Origin of the sequence: Kribbella sp. NPDC003505 (genome assembly GCF_040610875.1) — a bacterium.
Classification (GTDB): Bacteria; Actinomycetota; Actinomycetes; order Propionibacteriales; family Kribbellaceae; genus Kribbella.
Map to the genome: position 1 here is coordinate 102,588 of NZ_JBEXNA010000010.1, position 19,986 is coordinate 122,573.

The following is a 19,986-nucleotide window of genomic DNA, read 5'->3' on the forward strand; positions in this document are numbered from 1 at the left end:
GAGCACGTCCGCGGACGGACGTGCTCGATGGCCGGCAGGACGGAGGACCGGGTGAGTCTGCCTGCCGGCGCTCACCCCATCGGCGGTACGCGCTGTTCGGCCGCCGACTGCGGAACCTCGCCTTCCTGGCCGTTCCAGGTGGCCTCGGCGCGGCGGTCGATCCGCTCCCGCGCCCCGCTCCACCCGGCGGTGAGTGCGTACAGTACGGCGGTGTCCAGCGCGATCATCAGCAGTGACCACACCGGGTAGGCGCCGAGCGACACGATCTGCAGGATCACGTGCAGTCCGACGACGACGATCGCCGTGATCCTGGCCCACGTCTGCGCCGCCAGCAGGCCGCATCCGACGGCCAGCAGGAGCAGCCCGGAGATCAGCAGGAACCATCCCCAGCCGGTCACGTCGACGACGATGAGCTTGTCCGGCGTGATGACCAGACGCTCGTCGTCGAACAGCGCGACGAATCCTTCGAACACGTTGACCAGCCCTATGACCACGAGCATCACACCCGCGAAGACAACCAAACCGGCCATGGCCCCCGGAGCCCGTTTCGCAGTCATTCGACATCCCCTCTCGTGCAACGGGAGCCGCCGGAACCGGTGGCTCCTCATCTGGATGCTGTCCCGGTCGCCGCACCGGCGCCTCACCCCACGCGGATGATGCCCCGCCGGCGCGGGCAGCGCGCTGCTTCATCCACGCAGGGTGAGGTTCGGGCCGTCCGCTGCGGAGACGATCGATCCCTCAGACGACCGTCGAGGAGGCGCAGCATGTCCGATCCAGGCCCGACGGTGCCAGGTCCCGAGCCCACTGCGTCCGCCGCGCCCGCTGCGGAGCGGCCGTCGAGGGGCCGATCGGCCGCGGTGGTGATCTGCCTGCTGCTGGCGGCGTTGCTGACGACGCCGGCAGGCATCGCCTATTGGGGGCAGCGGACCCTCAACGACACCACACGCTACGTGAACACGGTGGGGCCGCTGGTGAACTCGCCCGAGGTCCAGAACGCCATCGCCACGAAGGTGACCGACACGATCCAGCAACAGGTCGACATCGAGGCACTCCTCAACGACGTGTTCTCCGGCGTGATCACCGACCGGCCCCGGCTGCAACGACTCGTCGGGCCGCTGGCCGCCGCGATCAACAGCCTGATCGACCGCCAGGTCCGGGAGTTCCTCGCGTCGGACGAATTCGCCGACCTCTGGACCGCGGTCAACACCAGAGCCCAGCAATCCCTGCAACGGTTGCTGAACGGCGACCAATCGGGGGCCGTGCAGCTCCAGGGTGACCAGGTCGTTCTCGACGTCTCCGAGGTCATCGAACGCGTCAAGCAGCGCCTTGTCGACCGCGGCCTCACGATCGTGCAGAACATCCCGATCCCCAACATCGACAAGCAGATCGTGCTGCTGGAAGCGCCGCAGCTGAAGCAACTCAAGAACATCTACGCGTTCGCGAACCCGGTGGCGCAGTGGCTGATCGTGGTCGTCGCAGGCCTCTATCTGGTCGCGCTCGTGCTCTCCCGCCGGCGTCCGCGGACCACAGTGGTCATCGGTGCGGTGCTGGCGGCGAACGCGCTGCTCCTGGCACTGGCCATCTCCGTCGGGCGCCAACTGTTCAGTGACGCTCTCGCCGGAACGGTGTTCGGCCCGGCGAGCCGGGTCTTCTACGACACCCTGCTCGTCTACCTGGACCGAGGTCGGCAGGTCATGCTCTGGCTGGGCCTGATCCTGATCGTCGTCGGCTGGTTCGCCGGTGCCAACAAGTACGGATCCGCGGTCCGCGGCACAGTCCGCGGCGGGCTGGAGAACATCGGTGGTTCGCTCGCCGACGGACCGGTCGGCAATGCGGGCCGATGGGTCGCGCCGAACGCCGGATGGTTGCGCGTGGTGGCCGGCCTGGTGGGCGCCGTCGTACTGCTCTGGGGCAACAACATGTCGGTGTCCCGGCTGTTCTGGTCACTCGTGCTCGTCGTCGGGCTGCTGGCCGTCGTCCAGGTCCTGGTCGGTGCGGGCAGGTCGGCGTCCCAGGCTCCGCCGATGGTTCCGGGACAAGCCGTCCCCGGCACCGCGAAGTAGAGCCAAGTAGTCAGCCTGCCCGGCGCCGGCGGTCCGCGACGTACGGCAGGGGGTTGCCGGAGGCTCGCGCGCCGGCGGCGAGCCAGGCCGCGACTCCGTCCGGGGAGCGCCGGTCGAGTTCGTCGAGATAGCGCTGCCGCTGTTGGACGACGGCCAGCCGCTCCGCCGCCGTGGCGGCCGCCTCCAGCCGGCAGAAGCTTCGCCGCCAGGCAAGACACACCGCCTCGTCGTCGAGTGACTCGAGCTCCACGAACGGCTCGGCCGCAGGACCGCCGACGAGCGACGTCGCGGGGATGCGAGCTCCGGGCGGCCCCGGCGGGGTGCCCGGAACGTCGCCCTTGGCTTCCCGTCGCGCCCTGAGGAACGAGGTGACCGGAGGTGCCGTCGCCACCAGCGCCAGCACCAGCAGGACGCCGGCGAGCTTGAGTACGACGATCAGCGCCACCGCGGCCGGGGCTGCCAGCCCGCCACTGAAAGCGGCCCGGAGGATTCGGGGCACCGCACGGCGTCCGTCCTCAGCCCACAGTGACGCTGCGATGACGCCGGTCACCAGCACGAGCAGAACCACGCAGAGTACGACGGTGGTCACGTCCCAGCTGACGAGCGCACAACCGAGGCCGGCCGCCGTGGCGAGATGGGCCGACCATGACCAGATCGTGCGGCCGGCGGAACTGCCGCCCTGGTTCCTGCCGGCGCCCTGGGACGGCGTCGGCCCGCTCATGTTCCCAGCCCTTCGCCAGGTCGCCGATCGGCTCGGTCAATGACTCGGTGGATGACCACGGCACCCTCCACATCACCAGGGACGCGGCAGCCTGCGGCTGCCGGCTCTTGGCGCCACCCACCCCTCAGAGAATGACACCAAGAGCGACGGCGGTGGCCGGGTGCGGATCGATCCCACCAGCCGATCGCACGCTCCACCTGTGTGCCGACGGTAGGCACGGCCGGCCCGAGCAGGCTTCACCCTCGGCGGACGATCTCGGCCCGTCCCGGACCGGTCGGCATCATCGGCCGGGCCGCTTGCTCAGCAGGCCGAGCTCACGGGCGCGCCGTACGGCGTCCCGGCGCCTCGTCACACCCAGCTTCTGGAAGATCCGCTTGAGGTGTGCTTTCACCGTGTTCACCGACACGAACAGCTCCACCGCGATCTCCGCGTTGGTCATCATCGTCGGCAGGTAGTTCAGGACGGTCAGCTCACGATCCGTCAGCGGCTCGGTCGTCGGGGCGACCAACGCGCCCAGCGGCTTGACCAGGCCCAGGCCCGCGATCAGCTCGTCCAGGAAGGCGGCGGCCTCGGGATCCCATCGCGCGGTCAGGGGCAGCAGCCGCGACAGCCGATCCGTGGGCCCGAACAGGAACGGCCGGCGGACGCCTTCGCGCCGTGCGGCGTCCACCGCCCGGCCGAGGGCGCCGAGCGCGCGGTCGGTCGCACCCAGCCGGTCGGCCAACAGCGCTGTGAGCAGCCAGACCTCCACCGCGGCGGTGGGATCGTTCGTGCTGACCCGCAGCGGCGAGAGGATCGCCTCGGCGCGGTGCGCGTCACCGCCGGCGAGGAACGCTTCCGCCAGGCAGGTCTGCTCCCGATCGAAGGGCGGCTGATAGCCCGTCGGTGCATCGAACCTGGCGATCGCCGCCGTCGGGTCGTCCGCCGCCAGGTCGATCTCGGCCTCGGTGACGGCGTGCCACCGCTGCAGCAGGACCGGTGGCCGCCACCGCTCGATCTCGCCGCGCACGCGCGCCAGCTGCTCGCGCGCCGCCTCGACCCGGCCGAGCGACGCGTACAGGCGCGCCTGCGCCAGACCGGCAGCGCACCTGGCCGTCAGCTCCGGACGCGCGGCCTCGGCGCCACGGGCCAGCTGGCTCTGCGCCTCGTCGAGGTCGTTCCACCGAAGGTGGATGATCGACAGCGCCAGGTACGCCGTCGCGGCCTGCGGGAGTGGCTCCCAGCCGCGGGCGTCGACGAGCTCGACGGCCTGGGTGGCGTACCCGAAACCCCGCTGCAGCCGGCCGGAGACGGCGGCGGCGAGTCCCAGATGGCTCAGGACGTTGATCCGGGAGGCATCCAGCCGATGGGCGGTGGTGAGTCGGAGCCCTTCCTGCAGACGCGCCTCGGCCTCGTCGAAGGTGTCGCACCACAGCAGGCCGGTGCCCAGATTGCTCAGGGCGATCGCGCGGTACTGATCGGCCGCCGGAAGCGACGCACCCGGTCCGGACGTCTCGCCGATCGCGGCCGCGGAGTCCGCGACCAGCGCGTCGATGTCTCCGCGCGAGCGCGTGACGGCGGCCGAGAACACATGGATCGCGATCGAGGTGCCGATCCGCGCCTCCGGACTCGTCCGGTCCAGCTGGGCCCGGGCCCGGTCCAGGTGCGGACGCATCTCCTGGAAACGGCCGGCGTGCATACACAGGGCCGCCGCGGCGACGGCCAGCGCCGGGGCCTCGGTGAGCCGGCCGGCCGGAATGCGGGCCAGCTGCGCCGCGACCGCCGAGCGTTCGGACGAAACCATCAGTGGGGCGGCCTTCGTGACGAACAGCCGGCCGAGCAGCGCCCAGTCGGCGGCGTCCGCGCTGTGCCGCAACGCCTCGATCGGCTGACCGTTCGCCGCGAACCAGAGGGCGGCCCGCCTTTCCAGGTCGGGCACGATCTCCGGTTCGACGAGCGTCAACTGGTGACGCAGCATCTCCCGGAGCATCGGGTGGTAGCGGTACCAGTGCCGGTCCGGGCTCAGCCCGACCACGAACGCGTTCGACCGCTCGAGCAGCTCCAGGAAGCGCTGCCCGCGGGGATCGTCGGTCAGCGCCTGGGCGAGCCCGCCGGTCAGCCGTTCGGTCACGGAGGTCCGCAGCAGGAACTGCTGGAGCTCGGGCGGCTGGTTGGTGAGAACCTCCTCGACGAGGTAGTCGCTCACCGCCTGGTCGTTGCCGGCGAAGTCCGCCGCGGTCCGGTCCGGACCTCCGCGTTTGAGGAAGTAGGTCGCCAGCTGGAGCCCGGCCGCCCAGCCTTCGGTCCGGTCGACGAGCAACCGTGCCTCGTCCGGCTCGATCGGGACGCCGCCCGCGGCGAACAATGCCAGCGCCTCGGGGACGTCGAAGGCGAGGTCGTGGGAGCGGATCTCGGCCAGCTCGCCCCTCAGTTCGAGGCGGCGCAGTGGAAGTGCGGGAACCGCCCTCGACAGCAGCACCAGTCGCAACTGCGCGGGCGGGTGCCGCAGCAGTTCGGCGATCCCGGTGAGCACCGCCGGTTCACGCACGATCTGGAAGTCGTCGAGGACGACGACGACCGGATCCGGCAGCCCGGTCAGCCCGGCGACGAGCCGGCGATGGCTGCCTTCCCTGGCGCCGAGGCCCGGCGCGAGACCCGCCAGCGGGTTGCCGCGGGGGATCTCGGTGGCGCTGCGGATCGCGGCCACGAACGAGGTCCAGAAGGAGCGCGGATGGTTGTCGCTCTCGTCGAGCGACAGCCACGCCACTGACCCCGGGACCGGGGGCGCCGCGGCCCACGAGGCCGTCGCCAGTGTCTTTCCCCAGCCGGCGCCCGCGCTCACCACGGTCAGCGCACGCCGCGTGCCTTCGTCGAGCATGCCGGCGATCCGCGGCCGGTCGACGTACGTCGTCGGTACTCGCGGCCGCGCCAGCTTGGTGGTGAGCAGGTGGACGTCCGACGCCGCGGAGGCATCGAAAAGGAACTGTTCGGCGTCAGCAGGTGACATTGCCCCGACCCTGTCGACCGCACGCAGTCCGTACCGAAGGCCCCTCCATCTGGACGACGGACGCACGTACGGGTACCGAGCGCTGGTCTTGAGTAGCCCCGGATCACATCGCCCCCGCGACGAGGCACTCGGTCTGTATCGCGCCCCCATTACCAGCCCTGTCTCGCCCTATGCTACGCGCATTCGCCCGGCATTACCCCCTGTGGGTGATGCCCTCGGACTCCAGCGGGGTCACGGTATGGCTCATGGGGGGGAAGCACGGAACCGAGCGGTCCGCTGTGGTCGAAGGTGCAGGGGCCGTCGATCCGTTGTCGACGGTTCGGTTCGGTATCCCGCGACGTCCGCGGCGGTACGTCGACCGGCCGCGCCTCAACAAGCGTTTGGACCTGGGCGCCGAATTGCCGCTGACGCTGGTCAGCGCTCCGGCCGGTAGTGGGAAGACCGCCCTCGTTGCCGCCTGGGCTGCGGCCCGGCGGGCAGCGACCGGGCGGGGCATCGCCTGGCTGACACTGGAGGAGCAGGACATCCCGGCAGCGATGTTCCTGGCCGAGGTCGTGGAAGCCCTTCGCCGGCAGGGCGTGGTCCTGCCGGGCGCCCGTGACGACACCGCGGACGCCCACTCCCAGTTGCTCACCGAGCTCGCCACGGCGCTGGCCTTGCGGCCGCACCCGGTGACGCTCGTGCTGGACGGCTACGAGATCGCCGGCGCCGAGCAGTCGAGTGACCTCGACTTCCTGCTGCAACACAGCGATCAGCGCCTGCACGTGGTGATCCTGACCCGCGTCGATCCCGCGCTCCCGCTGCTGCGCTACCGCGAGGCAGGGATCATCACCGAGATCCGGATGGCGGATCTCGCCTTCACCGAGGCGGAGACGGCCCGCCTGATCCACCTGTCTCGGATCAGCGTGCGCAGCGACTCCGTCACGGCGCTGACCCGGCGGACCCGGGGCTGGGCGGTCGGCCTGCGCTTCGCGAGCATGTACCTGGAGCGGAGCGACGATCCGGACGAGGCGGTGGCCCAGCTCGCCGGCGACAGCGGCAACATCGCCCAGTACCTCTCGGTCGAGATGCTCCGGACGCAGTCGGACGAAGTTCGGTCGCTGCTGCTGCGGACCAGCGTCGTGGACGTCCTCCAGCCCGGGCTGATCGAAGAGCTCGGCGGGCCTACGGCCGGGCAGACCCTCGTGTCGCTGTCCGCCGGCAACGTACTCGTCGAGCCGCTGCCCGACCACCCCGGCTGGTACCGCTACCACCCCTTCCTGCGCGACCTGCTGCGCGCCGAACTCGCCTACGAATCGCCGCGGCAACGGCAACGACTGCTGAAGAAGGCGGCCGACTGGTTCGCCCGGCAGGGCTTGCTCGAGGCCGCCGTCGGCCTGGCCTCCGAGGCCGGAGCCTGGTGCGATGCTGCGGCGTACGTCGTGGACAGCCTTGCGATCGGCGCGGTCCTGCTCGGTGACGACAGCTGCGGGGTGTACGTGACCCTGCGGAAGATGCCGGCCGATGTCGGCGATCCGGCCGCCAGGGTGGTCAGGGCCGCGTTGGCTCTGACCGACCGTGACACCGCCTTGTGTGCCCACGAGCTCGAGCGGGCGTGTACGTCGCTGACCCCGGAATCGGACCACGATCAGGCCGTCGAACTGGCGGCCGACATCGTCCGGACCGCGTCGTCGTCGCTGACCGGCGATCCGGGCACCGCGCTGCTCGCCGGTCTGGCCGAGCAGAAGCTCGACACGCAGGACCGGTGGAAGCTCGCGGCCCATCCCGAGCTTGCGCTGCTGGTCCGGGCCGTCAAGGCGCGGGCGCTCCTGCAGGACGGCGACATCGCCGGGGCACGCGCCGCGCTGGTCGCCGCGGTGGGTGCGGTGGTGCCGGGGTACGAGAACCTGACCGCGGCGTGCCTCGGCTACCTCGCTCTGCTCGACTCCGCCGAGGGCGCACTGCGTGACGCTCGCGACTGGGCGGCCCGGTCGGTGGCCCTCACCGAGTACGCAGGGGGAGCGGCGGAATGGCCTCCGGCCGCGACCGAGATCGCCCTCGCCGGCGTGAGCATCGAACGTCACGAGCTCCGGGCCGGCGACGACCACGTCAGAGCGGCGATGCGGTCGTTCGACGGGTGCGACGACCCCGTCCTGCAAGCCCACGCGGCCGTGGTACAGGCGCGCCTCCTCGAAGCTCGCGGAGCGCTCGACGAGGCGATGGCCCTGGTCGAGGCGGCCGCCGATCGGACCGGCGTCGACATCGGCTGGCCCGCACGCCCGCTCCAGGTCGAAGCGGCCAAGCTGAAGGTCGCCCAGGGGTGGCCCGACGAGGCAGCACGGATGATCGAGCGGCTGGACGACCGCACCGACGCCGTCGGCACCCTCGTGCTCGGTCAGGCGCATCTGCAGCGCGAGAACTGGACCGGCGTCGCGGCGTCGGTCTCCCGCATTCTTGCTCAGGGCAACGAGATGCCGCTGCAGGCCACGGTCGGCGCCCGGCTGCTGGAGGCGGCGTACGAGCTGCACTGCGGGGAGTCCGGCCGCGCCCGGACCGCGGTCGCCGACGCCGTCCGCCTGGCCCGGCCGGAGGAACTGCGCCGGCCGTTCTGGGAGGCGGCCCCGGCCGTCCGGCAGCTGCTCGAGTCCGACCCGGAGCTGGTCGGCCAGAACTCCTGGCTCCGGCCCGTCCTCGGCCCCCGGACCAGGACGGTCCGGATCCGCACCGGTCCGGCTCCCGGCCGCGCGGACGCCGAGCCGATCATCGAGCCGCTCACGCCGAAGGAAATGGAGGTGCTCGGTCACCTGTCCGAGCTGCTCACCACCGAGGAGATCGCGCTGGAGATGTACGTGTCGGTCAACACCGTACGCACCCACATCCGCAACATTCTCCGCAAGCTCGCGGTGTCACGGCGCAACGAGGCCGTCCGCCGTGCCCGGGCGCTCAGCCTGATCCCGGCCTGACACCGCTCGGCGTTTCGTGACCAGATCGTCCGGAGCGGGTGATGCAGGTCCGCGCGGCCCGGCGCATCGTCCGACTATCGGGCCGGGGAACCGACAGGCCGCTGTGGCCGCCGGAGACGACTCCGACCGTGATGACCCGACACAGCCAGGGAGTGAACGACAGTGACCCAAGGGGCAGCAGCATCGCACTACGACGCAGCGGGGGAACACGAGGCCAGCAGCTGGGCGGTCGGTTTCGTCCTGTTCGCCGGCGTCATGATGATCATGGCCGGATCCTTCCAGGCGTTCTCCGGCCTGGTGGCGCTCTTCGAGAACGAGTTCTACGTCGCCACCCGCAACTACCTGTTCCAGTTCGACGCCACCGCCTGGGGCTGGATCCACCTGATCGGCGGTGCGCTGGTGGCGCTGGCCGGCTTCGCGGTGATGGCCGGACAGACCTGGGCGCGGGTGGTCGGCATCATCCTGGCGGTGCTGAGCGCATTCGCCAACTTCACCTTCATCCCGTACTACCCGTTCTGGGCGATCATGGTCATCGCCGTCGACGTCTTCGTGATCTGGGCACTGGCCGTGCACGGTCGCGACGTGAAGGCCTGAGTCGACGCCGATGGCCGCCGAACGGAAAGGGATGGCGCTGTCCGGGTTCGTCGTGTTCGCCGGCGCGATGCTGATGGTGATCGGCTTGGTGAACGTCTTCCAGGCGTTCGTCGCATGGTTCGCCGACGACCGGCTGGCCGCGAAACCGGAGCATTTCGTCGTCGTGAACACGACCGCCTGGGGGTGGGTCCTGCTGATCTCCGGCCTGCTCCTGATGGCCGTCGGCGGCGGCCTGCTCGCCGCCACCGGTTGGTCGCGGATCGCCGCGATCGTGGTGGTCTGCCTGCACGCCGTCTCGCAGATCGCCTCGTTCGGCGCCTACCCGGTCTGGTCGCTGCTGATGATCGCGCTGGACGTGATCGTGCTGTGGGCCCTCACCGCGCGGTGGTCCGACGTCCGGGACCGCCTGGGCGGCGTCGGCGACGCTCCCTGGAGCAGCGCGCAAGGTCCGCAGATCTAGGACCTGGAGGTTCAGGGCCGGCGCCGGGTCTCGTCGACGTACGGCAGCGGGTCGCCGGAGGCTCGCGCGCCCGAGGCGAACCAGGCGGCCAGTCCGTCCGGCGATCGCCGGTGCAGCTCGTCGAGATACCGCTGCCGCTCCTGGACCACGGCCAGCCGCTCACCTGCCGTCGAAGCAGCCTCCAACCGGAAGAAGCTCCGGCGCCACTCCAGACAAAGCGCCTCGTCATCCAGCCGCGCAAGCTCCGCCGCCCCCGGCTGCGCCGCGGCGCCCTGCCCGTCCTCCGACCGACTCCCCACCGGCCACACCTCGCCCGGCCGCGCGTCGTTCGGCCGAGCCTCGCCGGGCTGTACGTCGTTCGGCTGAGTCTCGCTGGGCTGCCCGTCGTTCGGCCGCGGCTCGCCGGGCTGTACGTCGTCGGGCTGGGTCTCGTCCGGCTGCGCGTCGTTCGCCTGGGTTTTGCCGGGCTGCATCTCGCCGGACTGTGCCTCGTGCGGCAGTGGCGCGCCGGGCTGTGTCTCGTCCGGATGCGTCTCGCCGGGCTGCGCGTCGTTCGCCTGGGGCTCGCTCGGCTGCGGGCCGCCGGACTGTGCCTCATGGGGCCGTGTCTCGCCGGGCTGGGTCTCGTCGGGCAGTGCTTCGTGGGGCTGTGTCTCGTCCGGCCGGGCTGGTGTGAACCAGCGTGCGCGTACGCGGGCGGTGAGTGAGGGCATTGTCACGGCGAGGAGCAGGGCGATCAGGAGGCCGGCGGAGCCGAGGGCTGCGATCAGGCCGGCTACGGCGGGGCCGAGGACGGCGCCGGCGCCAGTCGTCGTGGCAATCTTGCGACCCGCCCCCTGGACGTCGTCGCCCGACCAGACGGACGACGCGACGACGGCCGCCACCAGCGTGCCGAACGCCACCAGCACGACCGCGGCCGACCACCCCCACCAGGCGAAGATGCAGAGGATCCCGAGCCCGGCCGTCAGGCAGGCACAACACCACCAGACCAGCCGGCCCACGCTGCGTGGTCCGCCGGCCCCGGGCTGGTCGGCACCGGATCGCCGTGGCGTCTCACTCACCCTCAGGAACCTGTCACCTCCCCGCCTGACCTGCCTCATCCTCGCCGGATGAGGCACGCGCGGCCGACGGGGCGAAGGCTGGAGCCGAGGATTCCGTCGAGGGGAGACCTGCCATGTCGCATTCCACGAGACCGCACGAAACCGCCGACGTGGCTCAGCCGGAGAAGCCGTACCACGTCCAGCCCACGACGATGTCGGCCTGGGTCGGCTGGATCGCCTTCGCCGGCGTGATCATGGTGCTGCTCGGCATCTTCCACGTGCTCCAGGGGTTCGTCGCCCTGTTCGAGGACGGCTACTTCCAGGTCGACAAGTCGCACCTCACCGTGCAGGTCTCCTACACGGTCTGGGGCTGGGTGCACATCATCGGCGGCGCCATCGTCGCGGGCGCCGGTATCGCGGTGTTCGCAGGCCAGCTGTGGGCCCGGATCGTCGGCGTCCTGGTGGCGATGGCGAGCGCGATCGTGAACGTCGGATTCCTGGCCGCGCACCCGTTCTGGTCGGGCATCATGATCTTGATGGACATCCTGATCATCTGGGCGCTGACCGTCCACGGCCGCGAGATCAAGGAGTAGGCGCCGCTCCACGGGCCGGTGACGCCGGCCCGTGGAACTTCACGTCACGCCGTTCGGCCGGCCCGGTGCAGGGCGGCGAGCTGTTTCAGATGGAGCGCGCTGTGTTTCGGCGTCCGGGTCTGGGTTTCGTAGTCGACCCGGACGATGCCGAAGCGCTTGACGTAGCCGTAGGCCCATTCGAAGTTGTCCAGCAACGACCAGGCCAGGTAGCCGCGGATGTCGGCGCCCTGCGCGATCGCGTCGGCCACGGCGCCCAGGTGGGACGTGAAGTACGCCGTCCGGCCGGTGTCGTCGACGTACCCGAACTCGTCGGCCACGTCCTCGAAGGCGGAGCCGTTCTCGGTGATGACCATCGGCAGGCCGGGGTAGTCGCGGGCGATGCTGAGCAGCAGGTCGGTGAATCCCTCGGGGACGATCTCCCAGTCCATCGCGGTGCGCGGCCGGCCCAGCGGCACCTCGCGGCTCACCGGAAGCCCGTTGCCGTCGACGGTGCTGCCGTCCTCGGCGTACCCGGTGAACTTCTGGCTGAAGTAGTAGTTCACGCCGAGCACGTCGATCGGCGCCGAGATGATCTCCAGGTCGCCGTCCTCGATCGGCAGCTCGACCCCTTCGCGGGCGAGGTCCGCGACCACGTCGGCCGGGTAGTGCCCGTGGACGAGCGGATCGAGATAGATCCGCCGGCCCATCCCGTCCGCCCGCCGCGCCGCGTCGACGTCCGGTGCGGCGTCCGAGGCCGGGTACGCCGTCGCGACGTTGAGCGTGATCCCGATGTCGAGCTTGCGCGGCGCGGCCGCGCGCATCTGCTGGGTCGCGAGCCCGTGGCCGAGCAGCAGATGGTGGACCGCGGCGATCGCGGCCGGGTACTCGCGCCGGCCCGGGGCGTGCAGGCCGTACGCGTAGCCGAGCATCGCCGAGCACCACGGCTCGTTCAGCGTGGTCCAGGTGTTCACCCGGTCCTGCAACGCGTCGAACACCAGCATCGCGTACTCGGCGAACCGGTACGCCGTGTCGCGCACCGGCCAGCCGCCCGCGTCCTCGAGCTCCTGCGGCAGGTCCCAGTGGTACAGCGTCACCCACGGGTCGATGCCCTGGGCAAGCAACTCGTCGACCAGCCGGTCGTAGAAGCCGATCCCGGCCGCGTTCACCGGGCCCTTGCCGCGCGGCTGGACCCGGGGCCAGGCCACCGAGAACCGGTACGTGTCGAGGCCGAGGTCCTTGATCAGCGCCACATCCGCCGGCATCCGGTGGTAGTGGTCGCAGGCGATGTCGCCGGTGTCGCCGTTGTCGATCGCTCCCGGAACCCGGCAGAACGTGTCCCAGATCGACGGCGTCCGGCCGTCCGCGCTCACCGCACCCTCGATCTGGTACGCCGAGGTGGCGACACCCCACCGGAACCCGGACGGGAACCCTCCGACGAGGGTCTCAGGAGTAGTGCTCATCATCGCCTTTCTAGGCTGTGCGGCCGGGGAGCCAGCACGCGACAGATCGGTTGGGGTCCTTGCGGGCCGAAGGGATCTCCAGAACCGGGATCTCGGCCGAGCAGCGCTCGAACGCCTGCGGGCAGCGCGGATGGAACGAGCAGCCCGACGGCATGCCGCGCAGATCGGGCGGTGAACCCGGGATCCCGGAGAGCTCGCGCCGTTCGCCGCGCAGGGCGGGGAACGACTTCAGCAGGCCTTCGCTGTAGGGGTGCAGGCTGTCGGTGTAGAGCTCCTTGGAGCGGGCTTGTTCGACGATGCGCCCGCCGTACATGATCGCGATCCGGTCCGAGAACTCGACCAGCAGCGACAGGTCGTGGGTGATGAACAGCACCGAGAACCCGAGCCGCTCGCGCAGTTCGACCAGCTGCGCGAGGATCTGCCGCTGCATCACCACGTCGAGCGCGGTGGTCGGCTCGTCCATGATCACCACCTGCGGCTCGAGGACGAGCGCCATCCCGATCATCACCCGCTGCCGCATACCGCCGGACAGCTGGTGCGGGTACGCGTCCATCCGGTCCGCGGAAATCCCGACGAGTTTCAGCATTTCCTGGGCCCGCGCGATCCGGGCCTGCGGGGACAGCTGCGGCTCGTGGGCCTTGATCACGTCGAGCATCTGGGTGGAGACCTTGTGCACCGGGTTCAGCGAGTTCATCGCGCCCTGGAACACGATCGACGTCTCGGCCCAGCGGAATCTGCGCAGTTCCGCGTCGGACAGCGCCATCACGTCGTACGAATCGCCCGACGGCGGGTGGTAGACCACCGACCCGCCGCTGATCACGCCGGGCGGCGGCAGCAGCCGGGTCACGCCGTACGCCAGCGTCGACTTCCCGCTGCCGCTCTCGCCGGCCAGGCCGAGGACCTCGCCGCGGTGCAGCGTCAGGTTCACGTCGCGGACCGCCTGCACGGCTTCGTCACCGAGGCCGTAGTCGACGTGGAAGTTCTTGATCTCCAGCACTGGCGTCTTCATGCGACCTCCTCACGGCGGCGTGCGACGGGGGTCACCGGCGCCTGTTGCGACGACAGCACCGGCGTGAAGCCGACGCGCATCCGCACCGAGTGGCCGTCCTTGGTCTTCACCCGGCTCCGGCCGCTGCTGCGCAGCCGGGGGCTGACGAACTCGTCGATGCCGAAGTTGATCAGCGACAGCGCCGTGCCGAGCACCGCGATCGCCAGGCCGGCCGGGACGAACCACCACCACGCGCCCTGGGCCAGCGCCTGCTGGCTCTGCGCCCAGAACAGGATGGTTCCCCAGTTCCACTCGGAGATCGTCGAGATCCCGATGAACGCCAGCGTGATCTCGGACATCACCGCGAAGATGACGGTGCCGACGAAACCGGAGGCGATGATCGCGGTCAGGTTCGGCATGATCTCGAAGGTGATGATCCGCCAGGTGCTCTCACCGGTGGCCCGGGCGGCTTCGACGTAGTCCCGGCGGCGCAAGGACAGCGTTTGCGCCCGTAGCACCCGGGCGCCCCAGGCCCAGGACGTGAAACCGATGACCAGGGCCACCATCAGGTCGCCGGCCGAGGGGATCGTGGACGCGACGATGATGATCAGCGGGAGCGCCGGAATGACCAGGAAAACGTTGGACAGCGCGGACAGGCTGTCGTCCGCGGCGCCGCCGAGGAAGCCCGCACTGACGCCGATCAGGATCGACAGCGCGGTCGCGACGAGGCCGGCCAGCAGGCCGACGAACATCACGCCGCGGGTGCCGACGAGCACCTGGCTGAAGATGTCCTGCCCGAGGTGCGTGGTACCGAACCAGTGCTTGCCGGACGGCGGCTGGATCAGGTCGCTGCTGCGGGCGGACGGGTCGTACGGCGCGACCCACGGGCCGATGATCGCGATCAGGCAGAAGAACGCGAGCACGACCAGGCCGGTCGCGGCCTTCGGATTCGCGACGAAGCGCAACCGGCGGCGCTTCACGGGCGCGGCAGCGACCTCAGGGCCCTCGGGCGTGACCGCGGTGATGGTGGTAGCTGGTGCGGACATCGTCAGCCCTCCTTCCGGGTACGCGGATCGAGCAGGAGATAGGCGACGTCGGCCAGCAGATTGGCGACCAGCACGGACAACGTGATGACAAGGAAGACGCCCTGCATCAGCGGATAGTCCTTGGCGCCGACAGCCTGGAACAGGTTGTAGCCGATGCCCGGGTAGGAGAACACGATCTCCACCAGCAGCGTGCCGCCGACGATGAAGCCGAGCGACAGCGCGAAGCCGGAAACGTTCGGCAACAGGGCGTTCCGGGCCGCGTAGCTGACCATCACCCGGCGCTCGGGCAGGCCCTTGGCGTGCGCGACGGTGATGTAGTCCTCAGAGGACACCGTGACCATCATGTTCCGCATGGTCAGGATCCAGCCGCTCACCGACGAGATCAGGATCGTGATCGCCGGCAGCAGGCTGTGCTGGATCGCGCTGCCGATGAACTCGCCGCCCCAGCCCGGCACCAGGCCGGGCTCGTAGCCGCCCGACGACGGGAAGAAGCTGTCCGGTCCGGCGAGCAGCGTGATCGCCAGGAGACCGAGCCAGAAGTACGGGATCGACGACAGGAACGTCGTCACCGGCAACAACCCGTCCATCACCGACCCGCGCCGCCAGCCGGCCAGCACGCCGAGCGACGTACCGATCATGAAGCTGGCGAACGTGGTGATACCGACCAGTGCGATCGTCCACGGCAGACTCTGCCGGAGGATCTCCGACACCGGTGTCGGGAAGAACGTGAACGACAACCCGAGGTCGCCGTGGAACACCTGGCCCCAGTAGTCGACGTACTGGCTCCAGAGCGACGCGTTCTTGTCCAGGCCGAACAGCACGTAGAGCGAGTTGATCGCATCGGTGCTCATCTGGCCCTGGAACTTGTTGATCAGCGACGTCACCGGGTCGCCCGGGATCAGCCGCGGGATGAAGAAGTTGATGGTCAGCGCGGCCCACGCGGTGAAGACGTAGAAGGCCAGCCGCTGCAGGAGGAACTTCACTTGGCCGTCCCTTCTTCGTAGAGCCAGCACGCGGCCCAGTGACCGGTGACCGGCAGTTCGAAGCGGGGCGGAAGATCGGTCGAGCACTTGGGCATCGCGTGCACGCAGCGCGGGTTGAACCGGCAGCCGCCGGGCGGCGCGATCAGGCTCGGCGGCTCGCCGCCTGCCTGGTCCTCGGGGGTGCTCAGCCGGCCGAGCCGATCGGGGTCCGGCGCGCTGTCGATCAGCAACCGCGTGTACGGGTGCGCCGGGTTCTGCGTGACGGTCTCGGAGTCGCCGCCCTCGACCATGCGCCCGGCGTACATCACCAGCGTCTCGTCGGCGAAGTACCGGGCCGAGGCGATGTCGTGGGTGATGTAGAGGATGGCCAGGTTGAGCCGTTCCTTCAGGTCCCGCAGCAGGTTCAGGACGCCGAGCCGGATCGACACGTCGAGCATCGACACCGGCTCGTCGGCGAGCAGCGCCTCGGGGTCCGCGCCGAGGGCGCGGGCGATCGAGACGCGCTGACGCTGACCGCCGGACAGTTCGTGCGGGAACTTGTCCAGGTAGCGCTCCGGGGGAGTGAGCTGGACCTGCACCAGGAGGTCGCGCAGGTTCTGCTCGAGATCGCCTTCGCGGCCGTGGATCCGCAGCGAGCGGGTCAGGTGGTAGCGGACCGTGTGCGTCGGGTTCAGGGACGCGAACGGGTCCTGGAAGATCATCTGCACCCGGCGCGCGTAGGCGCGGAACTTCCGCCCGCCGTGCACGGTGATCGGCTCGCCGTGCAGCCGGATCTCACCGGAGGTGCGCCCGTACAACTGGGCCAGCAGCCGCGCGACGGTCGACTTGCCCGACCCGGACTCGCCGACCAGCGCGGTCACCCGGCCCCGGCGCAGCGTCAACCGGACGTCGTCGACGGCGTGCACGGCCTTGTGCTCGCGGGACAGCAGATCACGGATTCCCCGCCGTACCGGGAAATGCTTGGTGAGGCCCTCGGCCTCCAGAACAACCTCGGTCTCGGTGACCGTCATCAGTCTCTCCTCAAGGCGACGGCGCCAGGCCACTGCTCGATGAACGGAGGCCTGGCGCCGTGCACCGCTGTTACTGGCTGCCGGCCGGCTTCAGGTTCAGGATGATCTGCAGAGCGTTCTGCTGGGTCGGCTGCGCCGGCCCGTACTGGTTCTGCTCGTCGGGCCAGCCGGTCCAGTTCTTGGTGCTGTAGAGACCGCCGACGTTGGACGCGGAGGTGGGGATGATCGGCATCTGCTCGACCATGATCTTCTGCAGCGTGTTCAGCGCGGTGGTGCGGGTCGCGTCGTCCGCGGCGTTGGCGTACTCGTCCAGCGCCTTGGTCGCCTCCGGGCTGTTGAACCGGCCGTAGTTGCCGCTCACGCCGCCCTTGCCGACCGGCTTCAGGATCTTGCCGTCCATGATGTTCTGGTAGATGTCGTACGGCGTCGCGCCGCCGTTGGTCCAGTGCATCGCGGCGTCGAAGTTGCCCTCGTCGATGTTCTTGAACCAGGCGTCCTGGTTGGCCTTGTCGACGGTCGCCTTGATCCCGATCGTGGACAGGTTGTCCTTGATGATCTCCAGGTCGGTGATGTAGTCGGACCAGCCGGCCGGGTCGGTGAGCGTGATCGTGACCGGCTTGCCGGCCGGGTCCTTCAGCACGTCGCCCTCGAGCTTGAAGCCGGCGTCGGCGAGCTCCTTCTTGGCCGCGTCGACGTCCACCTTGTGCTTGAGATCCTTGTACTCCGGCGCGATGAAGGACTCACCGGCCGGGGTCGGGATGCCGGTCATCGACTCGACCTTCGGGTAGAAGTACCCGGCCTCGCCCTGCTGGAAGATGTCGTCGCGGTTGATCACCAGGTTCATCGCGCGCCGCAGGGCCGGGTTGTCGAACGGCTTGCGGGTGGTGTTGATCCACAGACCGTGGATCCCGAGGTTCGCCGGGAACCACAGCTTGTGGTTCTTCGGGTCCTTGTCCTGGTAGACGGCCTTCACGTTCGGGACGAAGACGAAGCTCCACTCCGAGGCGCCGTTGGCCAGCGCGGTGGTCTGCGCGTTGTTGTCGTTGTACGAGGTGTACCGCAGCTCCTTGACCTTCGGCAGGTCCTGCCAGTACGAGTCGCGCAGCGTCAGCGTGGTGGTCTGCGGGGTGAACGACTTCACCGTGTACGGACCGGTGCCGATCGGGCTCTTCAGGGTGTCCTGGCTCGGGTCCTTGATCGTCGACCACTGGTGCTTCGGGATCACGAACACGGTCAGGATCTTGTTCTGGTTGGTGAACTGCGACCGGGTGAAGGTCAGGTCGACCTTGTTGCCGGACGCGGTGATGGTGCCGTACGGGATCGCGTCGGAGTTCAGCGCCTCGTTGTCCTTGCGGATCTGGAACGAGTACGCCACGTCGTCGGCGGTCATCGGCTGACCGTCGGAGAACTTCACGCCGTCGCGGACCGTCAGCGACAGCTTGGTGTAGTTGGCGTCCCACTTCCACTCGGTCGCCAGCCAGGGCTTGCCGGGTTCGGTCGGCTTGATCCCGTTGATCATCACCAGCGGCTCGAAGATCATCCAGCGGTAGCCCAGCGAGGCGCCCGAGGAGGAGCCGAGGAACGGGTTGTGGTTCTCGGTCTGCGGACCGTTCGGCATCCCGACGTTGAGCACGGTCGCACCCGTGCCCGATCCGCCGTTTCCAGAGCTGCCTGACTTCCCGTCCCCGCTACTACAAGCAGCCAGCGTGGCTGCGGCGAGCAAGCCCGTGAGGGCCAGCGCGACTGTCCGTCGTGCTCGCATCGGTTCCTCCTGTGCATCTGTTGGCGGATGCCCTCCCCTGAGCCGGGTGGGCGACTGCATCGTGGCGTGAGAACGCTCTCATGGGAAGAGCGGACGCCTTAACGGATCGGTATCGAGGGGTGTTCCGGCGGCGGGACAGGGGCAGCTGCCCCGCCGCCGGAGCTTCGGTGAGTGTTGCCTTTGATGGGTTGACGTCCGAGATGCAGGGGTTGCGTACCAGATCCGGCTGGCAAACCCAGCAACTCGGACGTCAACCCATCAGATGTCGGGGGTGGGGCGGCGGCGGGATTTCGGGGCGGGGGTGGTGGTCCGCTTCGGAGCGGTTGAGCTGCGGACGATCAGCGTCGTCGGCAGCACCTGCGGGGTCTCGGGCAGCGGCGTGCCGCCGAAGTACCCCATCAGCATCCGGGCCGCGGTCTGACCCATCTGGCGCATCGGCTGGTGCACCGTGGTCAGCGGCGGTTCGGTGTGTTCGGCGTACGGGATGTCGTCGAACCCGACCACCGACACGTCGTTCGGCACGTTCCGCCCGGTCTCCCGGACGGCCTGGACGGCGCCGCCGGCGGAGAGGTCGTTGTGGGCGAAGATCGCGTCGAACTCGAGTCGCTCGTCGAGTGCGTGCTGGACACCGCGGCGTCCGCTCTCGTGGGTGAAGTCGCCTTCGAACACGAGTCTCGGGTCGAGCTCGATACCGGCCTCCGCATAGGTGTCGCGGAAACCGTCCAGGCGTTCGTGGGTGCAGCCGAAACGCTCGACGCCGGTGATCACCAGCGGCCGGCGGCGGCCGAGCTCCAGCAGGTGCCGCGCGGCGGACTCGCCGCCGGCGTAGTTCGTGGTGGCGACGGACGGGAACTGCGGGCGCTTGTCGCGGTCGTCGATCAGGACCACCGGCAGACCGCGCGCATGGAGTTGCTCGATGTAGGTGAGCGTGCCCTCGGGCTCGATCACCAGCAGGCCGTCGAACGACTGCGCCGACACCTGGGACGCGAACTGCTGCATGGATTCCTCACCCCGGTTGAAGGTGAACAGCAGCAGGCCGTAGCCCTCGCTCTCGACCACGTCGACCGCGCCCTGCAGCACCTCGCCCATCCAGGGCCAGGTGAGCGACGGGACCAGCATTCCGACGATCCGGGTCCGGCCGCGGGCCAGGCCGACCGCGCGGGCGCTCGGCACGTACCCGAGCTCGGCGATCACCTGGCGGACCCGCTCGGCGGTCCGCAGGTCGAGCTCGCCCTTGCCGTTGAGGACGCGTGACACGGTCGTCTTGCTGACGCCGGCACGGGCCGCGACATCGGCGATGGTGATGGACACGCTGACTCTCCCCTCGGGCGGTCGGGGTGCGGGCTCCGACGGGTCGGA

General features: G+C 69.8%; 16 protein-coding genes. 5 read left to right on the top strand and 11 right to left on the bottom strand.

What is annotated here, in order from left to right:
* Positions 1-71: 71 nt before the first annotated feature.
* Positions 72-557 (bottom strand): hypothetical protein, encoded by a 486-nt coding sequence (locus ABZX12_RS30240; RefSeq protein WP_355698670.1) that lies wholly within the window; start codon positions 555-557, stop codon positions 72-74.
* A 207-nt stretch (positions 558-764) separates the two neighbouring features.
* Here ABZX12_RS30240 and ABZX12_RS30245 point away from each other — a divergent pair, with 207 nt between their 5' ends.
* On the top strand, positions 765-2,063 hold the full coding sequence (locus tag ABZX12_RS30245; protein WP_355698672.1) for a hypothetical protein: 1,299 nt from the start codon (positions 765-767) through the stop codon (positions 2,061-2,063).
* Positions 2,064-2,073: 10 nt separating this feature from the next.
* Here ABZX12_RS30245 and ABZX12_RS30250 read toward each other — a convergent pair whose 3' ends face one another.
* Positions 2,074-2,784, bottom strand: a complete 711-nt coding sequence (locus ABZX12_RS30250; protein WP_355698674.1) for a hypothetical protein — start codon at positions 2,782-2,784, stop codon at positions 2,074-2,076.
* Positions 2,785-3,064: 280 nt separating this feature from the next.
* A complete protein-coding gene (locus ABZX12_RS30255) occupies positions 3,065-5,770 on the bottom strand; it encodes a LuxR C-terminal-related transcriptional regulator (protein ID WP_355698675.1) in 2,706 nt (901 codons plus the stop codon).
* Positions 5,771-6,015: 245 nt separating this feature from the next.
* On the opposite strand from ABZX12_RS30255, the gene ABZX12_RS30260 reads away from it, so the two are divergent.
* From ABZX12_RS30260 to ABZX12_RS30270, 3 genes are all read left to right on the top strand, one after another.
* Positions 6,016-8,712 carry a LuxR C-terminal-related transcriptional regulator gene (locus ABZX12_RS30260; protein ID WP_355698677.1) on the top strand — a complete coding sequence of 899 codons (2,697 nt, stop codon included), beginning with the start codon at positions 6,016-6,018 and terminating at the stop codon, positions 8,710-8,712.
* A 162-nt stretch (positions 8,713-8,874) separates the two neighbouring features.
* Positions 8,875-9,306 (top strand): hypothetical protein, encoded by a 432-nt coding sequence (locus ABZX12_RS30265; protein ID WP_355698679.1) that lies wholly within the window; start codon positions 8,875-8,877, stop codon positions 9,304-9,306.
* A gap of 10 nt (positions 9,307-9,316) precedes the next feature.
* The gene (locus tag ABZX12_RS30270; protein ID WP_355698681.1) at positions 9,317-9,766 is read left to right on the top strand and encodes a hypothetical protein; all 450 of its coding nucleotides are present in this window, start codon (positions 9,317-9,319) and stop codon (positions 9,764-9,766) included.
* Positions 9,767-9,777: 11 nt separating this feature from the next.
* Here the strand turns inward: ABZX12_RS30270 and ABZX12_RS30275 are convergent, their stop codons facing one another.
* Complete coding sequence (locus ABZX12_RS30275; RefSeq protein ID WP_355698683.1) at positions 9,778-10,827, bottom strand: hypothetical protein; 1,050 nt, start codon at positions 10,825-10,827, stop codon at positions 9,778-9,780.
* A 113-nt stretch (positions 10,828-10,940) separates the two neighbouring features.
* Here ABZX12_RS30275 and ABZX12_RS30280 point away from each other — a divergent pair, with 113 nt between their 5' ends.
* Positions 10,941-11,399, top strand: coding sequence for a hypothetical protein (locus ABZX12_RS30280; RefSeq protein WP_355698685.1), 459 nt, complete (start codon positions 10,941-10,943; stop codon positions 11,397-11,399).
* 44 nt (positions 11,400-11,443) lie between these two features.
* On the opposite strand, the gene ABZX12_RS30285 is transcribed toward ABZX12_RS30280, so the two are convergent.
* From ABZX12_RS30285 to ABZX12_RS30315, 7 genes are all read right to left on the bottom strand, one after another.
* Positions 11,444-12,838, bottom strand: coding sequence for a GH1 family beta-glucosidase (locus tag ABZX12_RS30285; protein WP_355698687.1), 1,395 nt, complete (start codon positions 12,836-12,838; stop codon positions 11,444-11,446).
* 10 nt (positions 12,839-12,848) lie between these two features.
* Complete coding sequence (locus ABZX12_RS30290; RefSeq protein WP_355698689.1) at positions 12,849-13,847, bottom strand: ABC transporter ATP-binding protein; 999 nt, start codon at positions 13,845-13,847, stop codon at positions 12,849-12,851.
* Positions 13,844-14,872: an ABC transporter permease gene (locus tag ABZX12_RS30295; protein WP_355698691.1), complete on the bottom strand. Its 1,029-nt coding sequence runs from the start codon at positions 14,870-14,872 to the stop codon at positions 13,844-13,846. The genes ABZX12_RS30290 and ABZX12_RS30295 overlap by 4 nt, the downstream gene beginning before the upstream one ends.
* Before the next feature lie 2 nt (positions 14,873-14,874).
* Positions 14,875-15,855: an ABC transporter permease gene (locus ABZX12_RS30300; protein ID WP_355476308.1), complete on the bottom strand. Its 981-nt coding sequence runs from the start codon at positions 15,853-15,855 to the stop codon at positions 14,875-14,877.
* Positions 15,852-16,865: an ABC transporter ATP-binding protein gene (locus tag ABZX12_RS30305; protein WP_355698693.1), complete on the bottom strand. Its 1,014-nt coding sequence runs from the start codon at positions 16,863-16,865 to the stop codon at positions 15,852-15,854. The genes ABZX12_RS30300 and ABZX12_RS30305 overlap by 4 nt, the downstream gene beginning before the upstream one ends.
* Positions 16,866-16,935: 70 nt before the next feature.
* Positions 16,936-18,627, bottom strand: coding sequence for an ABC transporter substrate-binding protein (locus tag ABZX12_RS30310; protein WP_355698695.1), 1,692 nt, complete (start codon positions 18,625-18,627; stop codon positions 16,936-16,938).
* A gap of 258 nt (positions 18,628-18,885) precedes the next feature.
* Positions 18,886-19,938 carry a LacI family DNA-binding transcriptional regulator gene (locus ABZX12_RS30315; RefSeq protein ID WP_355698696.1) on the bottom strand — a complete coding sequence of 351 codons (1,053 nt, stop codon included), beginning with the start codon at positions 19,936-19,938 and terminating at the stop codon, positions 18,886-18,888.
* Positions 19,939-19,986 lie beyond the last annotated feature (48 nt).

What these genes read in the sequence shown, in the direction of transcription:
- ABZX12_RS30240 (WP_355698670.1), bottom strand. Translation starts at nt 557, where the DNA reads ATGACTGCGAAACGGGCTCCGGGGGCCATGGCCGGTTTGGTTGTCTTC.
- ABZX12_RS30245 (WP_355698672.1), top strand. Translation starts at nt 765, where the DNA reads ATGTCCGATCCAGGCCCGACGGTGCCAGGTCCCGAGCCCACTGCGTCC.
- ABZX12_RS30250 (WP_355698674.1), bottom strand. Translation starts at nt 2,784, where the DNA reads ATGAGCGGGCCGACGCCGTCCCAGGGCGCCGGCAGGAACCAGGGCGGC.
- ABZX12_RS30255 (WP_355698675.1), bottom strand. Translation starts at nt 5,770, where the DNA reads ATGTCACCTGCTGACGCCGAACAGTTCCTTTTCGATGCCTCCGCGGCG.
- ABZX12_RS30260 (WP_355698677.1), top strand. Translation starts at nt 6,016, where the DNA reads ATGGGGGGGAAGCACGGAACCGAGCGGTCCGCTGTGGTCGAAGGTGCA.
- ABZX12_RS30270 (WP_355698681.1), top strand. Translation starts at nt 9,317, where the DNA reads ATGGCCGCCGAACGGAAAGGGATGGCGCTGTCCGGGTTCGTCGTGTTC.
- ABZX12_RS30280 (WP_355698685.1), top strand. Translation starts at nt 10,941, where the DNA reads ATGTCGCATTCCACGAGACCGCACGAAACCGCCGACGTGGCTCAGCCG.
- ABZX12_RS30285 (WP_355698687.1), bottom strand. Translation starts at nt 12,838, where the DNA reads ATGAGCACTACTCCTGAGACCCTCGTCGGAGGGTTCCCGTCCGGGTTC.
- ABZX12_RS30290 (WP_355698689.1), bottom strand. Translation starts at nt 13,847, where the DNA reads ATGAAGACGCCAGTGCTGGAGATCAAGAACTTCCACGTCGACTACGGC.
- ABZX12_RS30295 (WP_355698691.1), bottom strand. Translation starts at nt 14,872, where the DNA reads ATGTCCGCACCAGCTACCACCATCACCGCGGTCACGCCCGAGGGCCCT.
- ABZX12_RS30305 (WP_355698693.1), bottom strand. Translation starts at nt 16,865, where the DNA reads ATGACGGTCACCGAGACCGAGGTTGTTCTGGAGGCCGAGGGCCTCACC.
- ABZX12_RS30310 (WP_355698695.1), bottom strand. Translation starts at nt 18,627, where the DNA reads ATGCGAGCACGACGGACAGTCGCGCTGGCCCTCACGGGCTTGCTCGCC.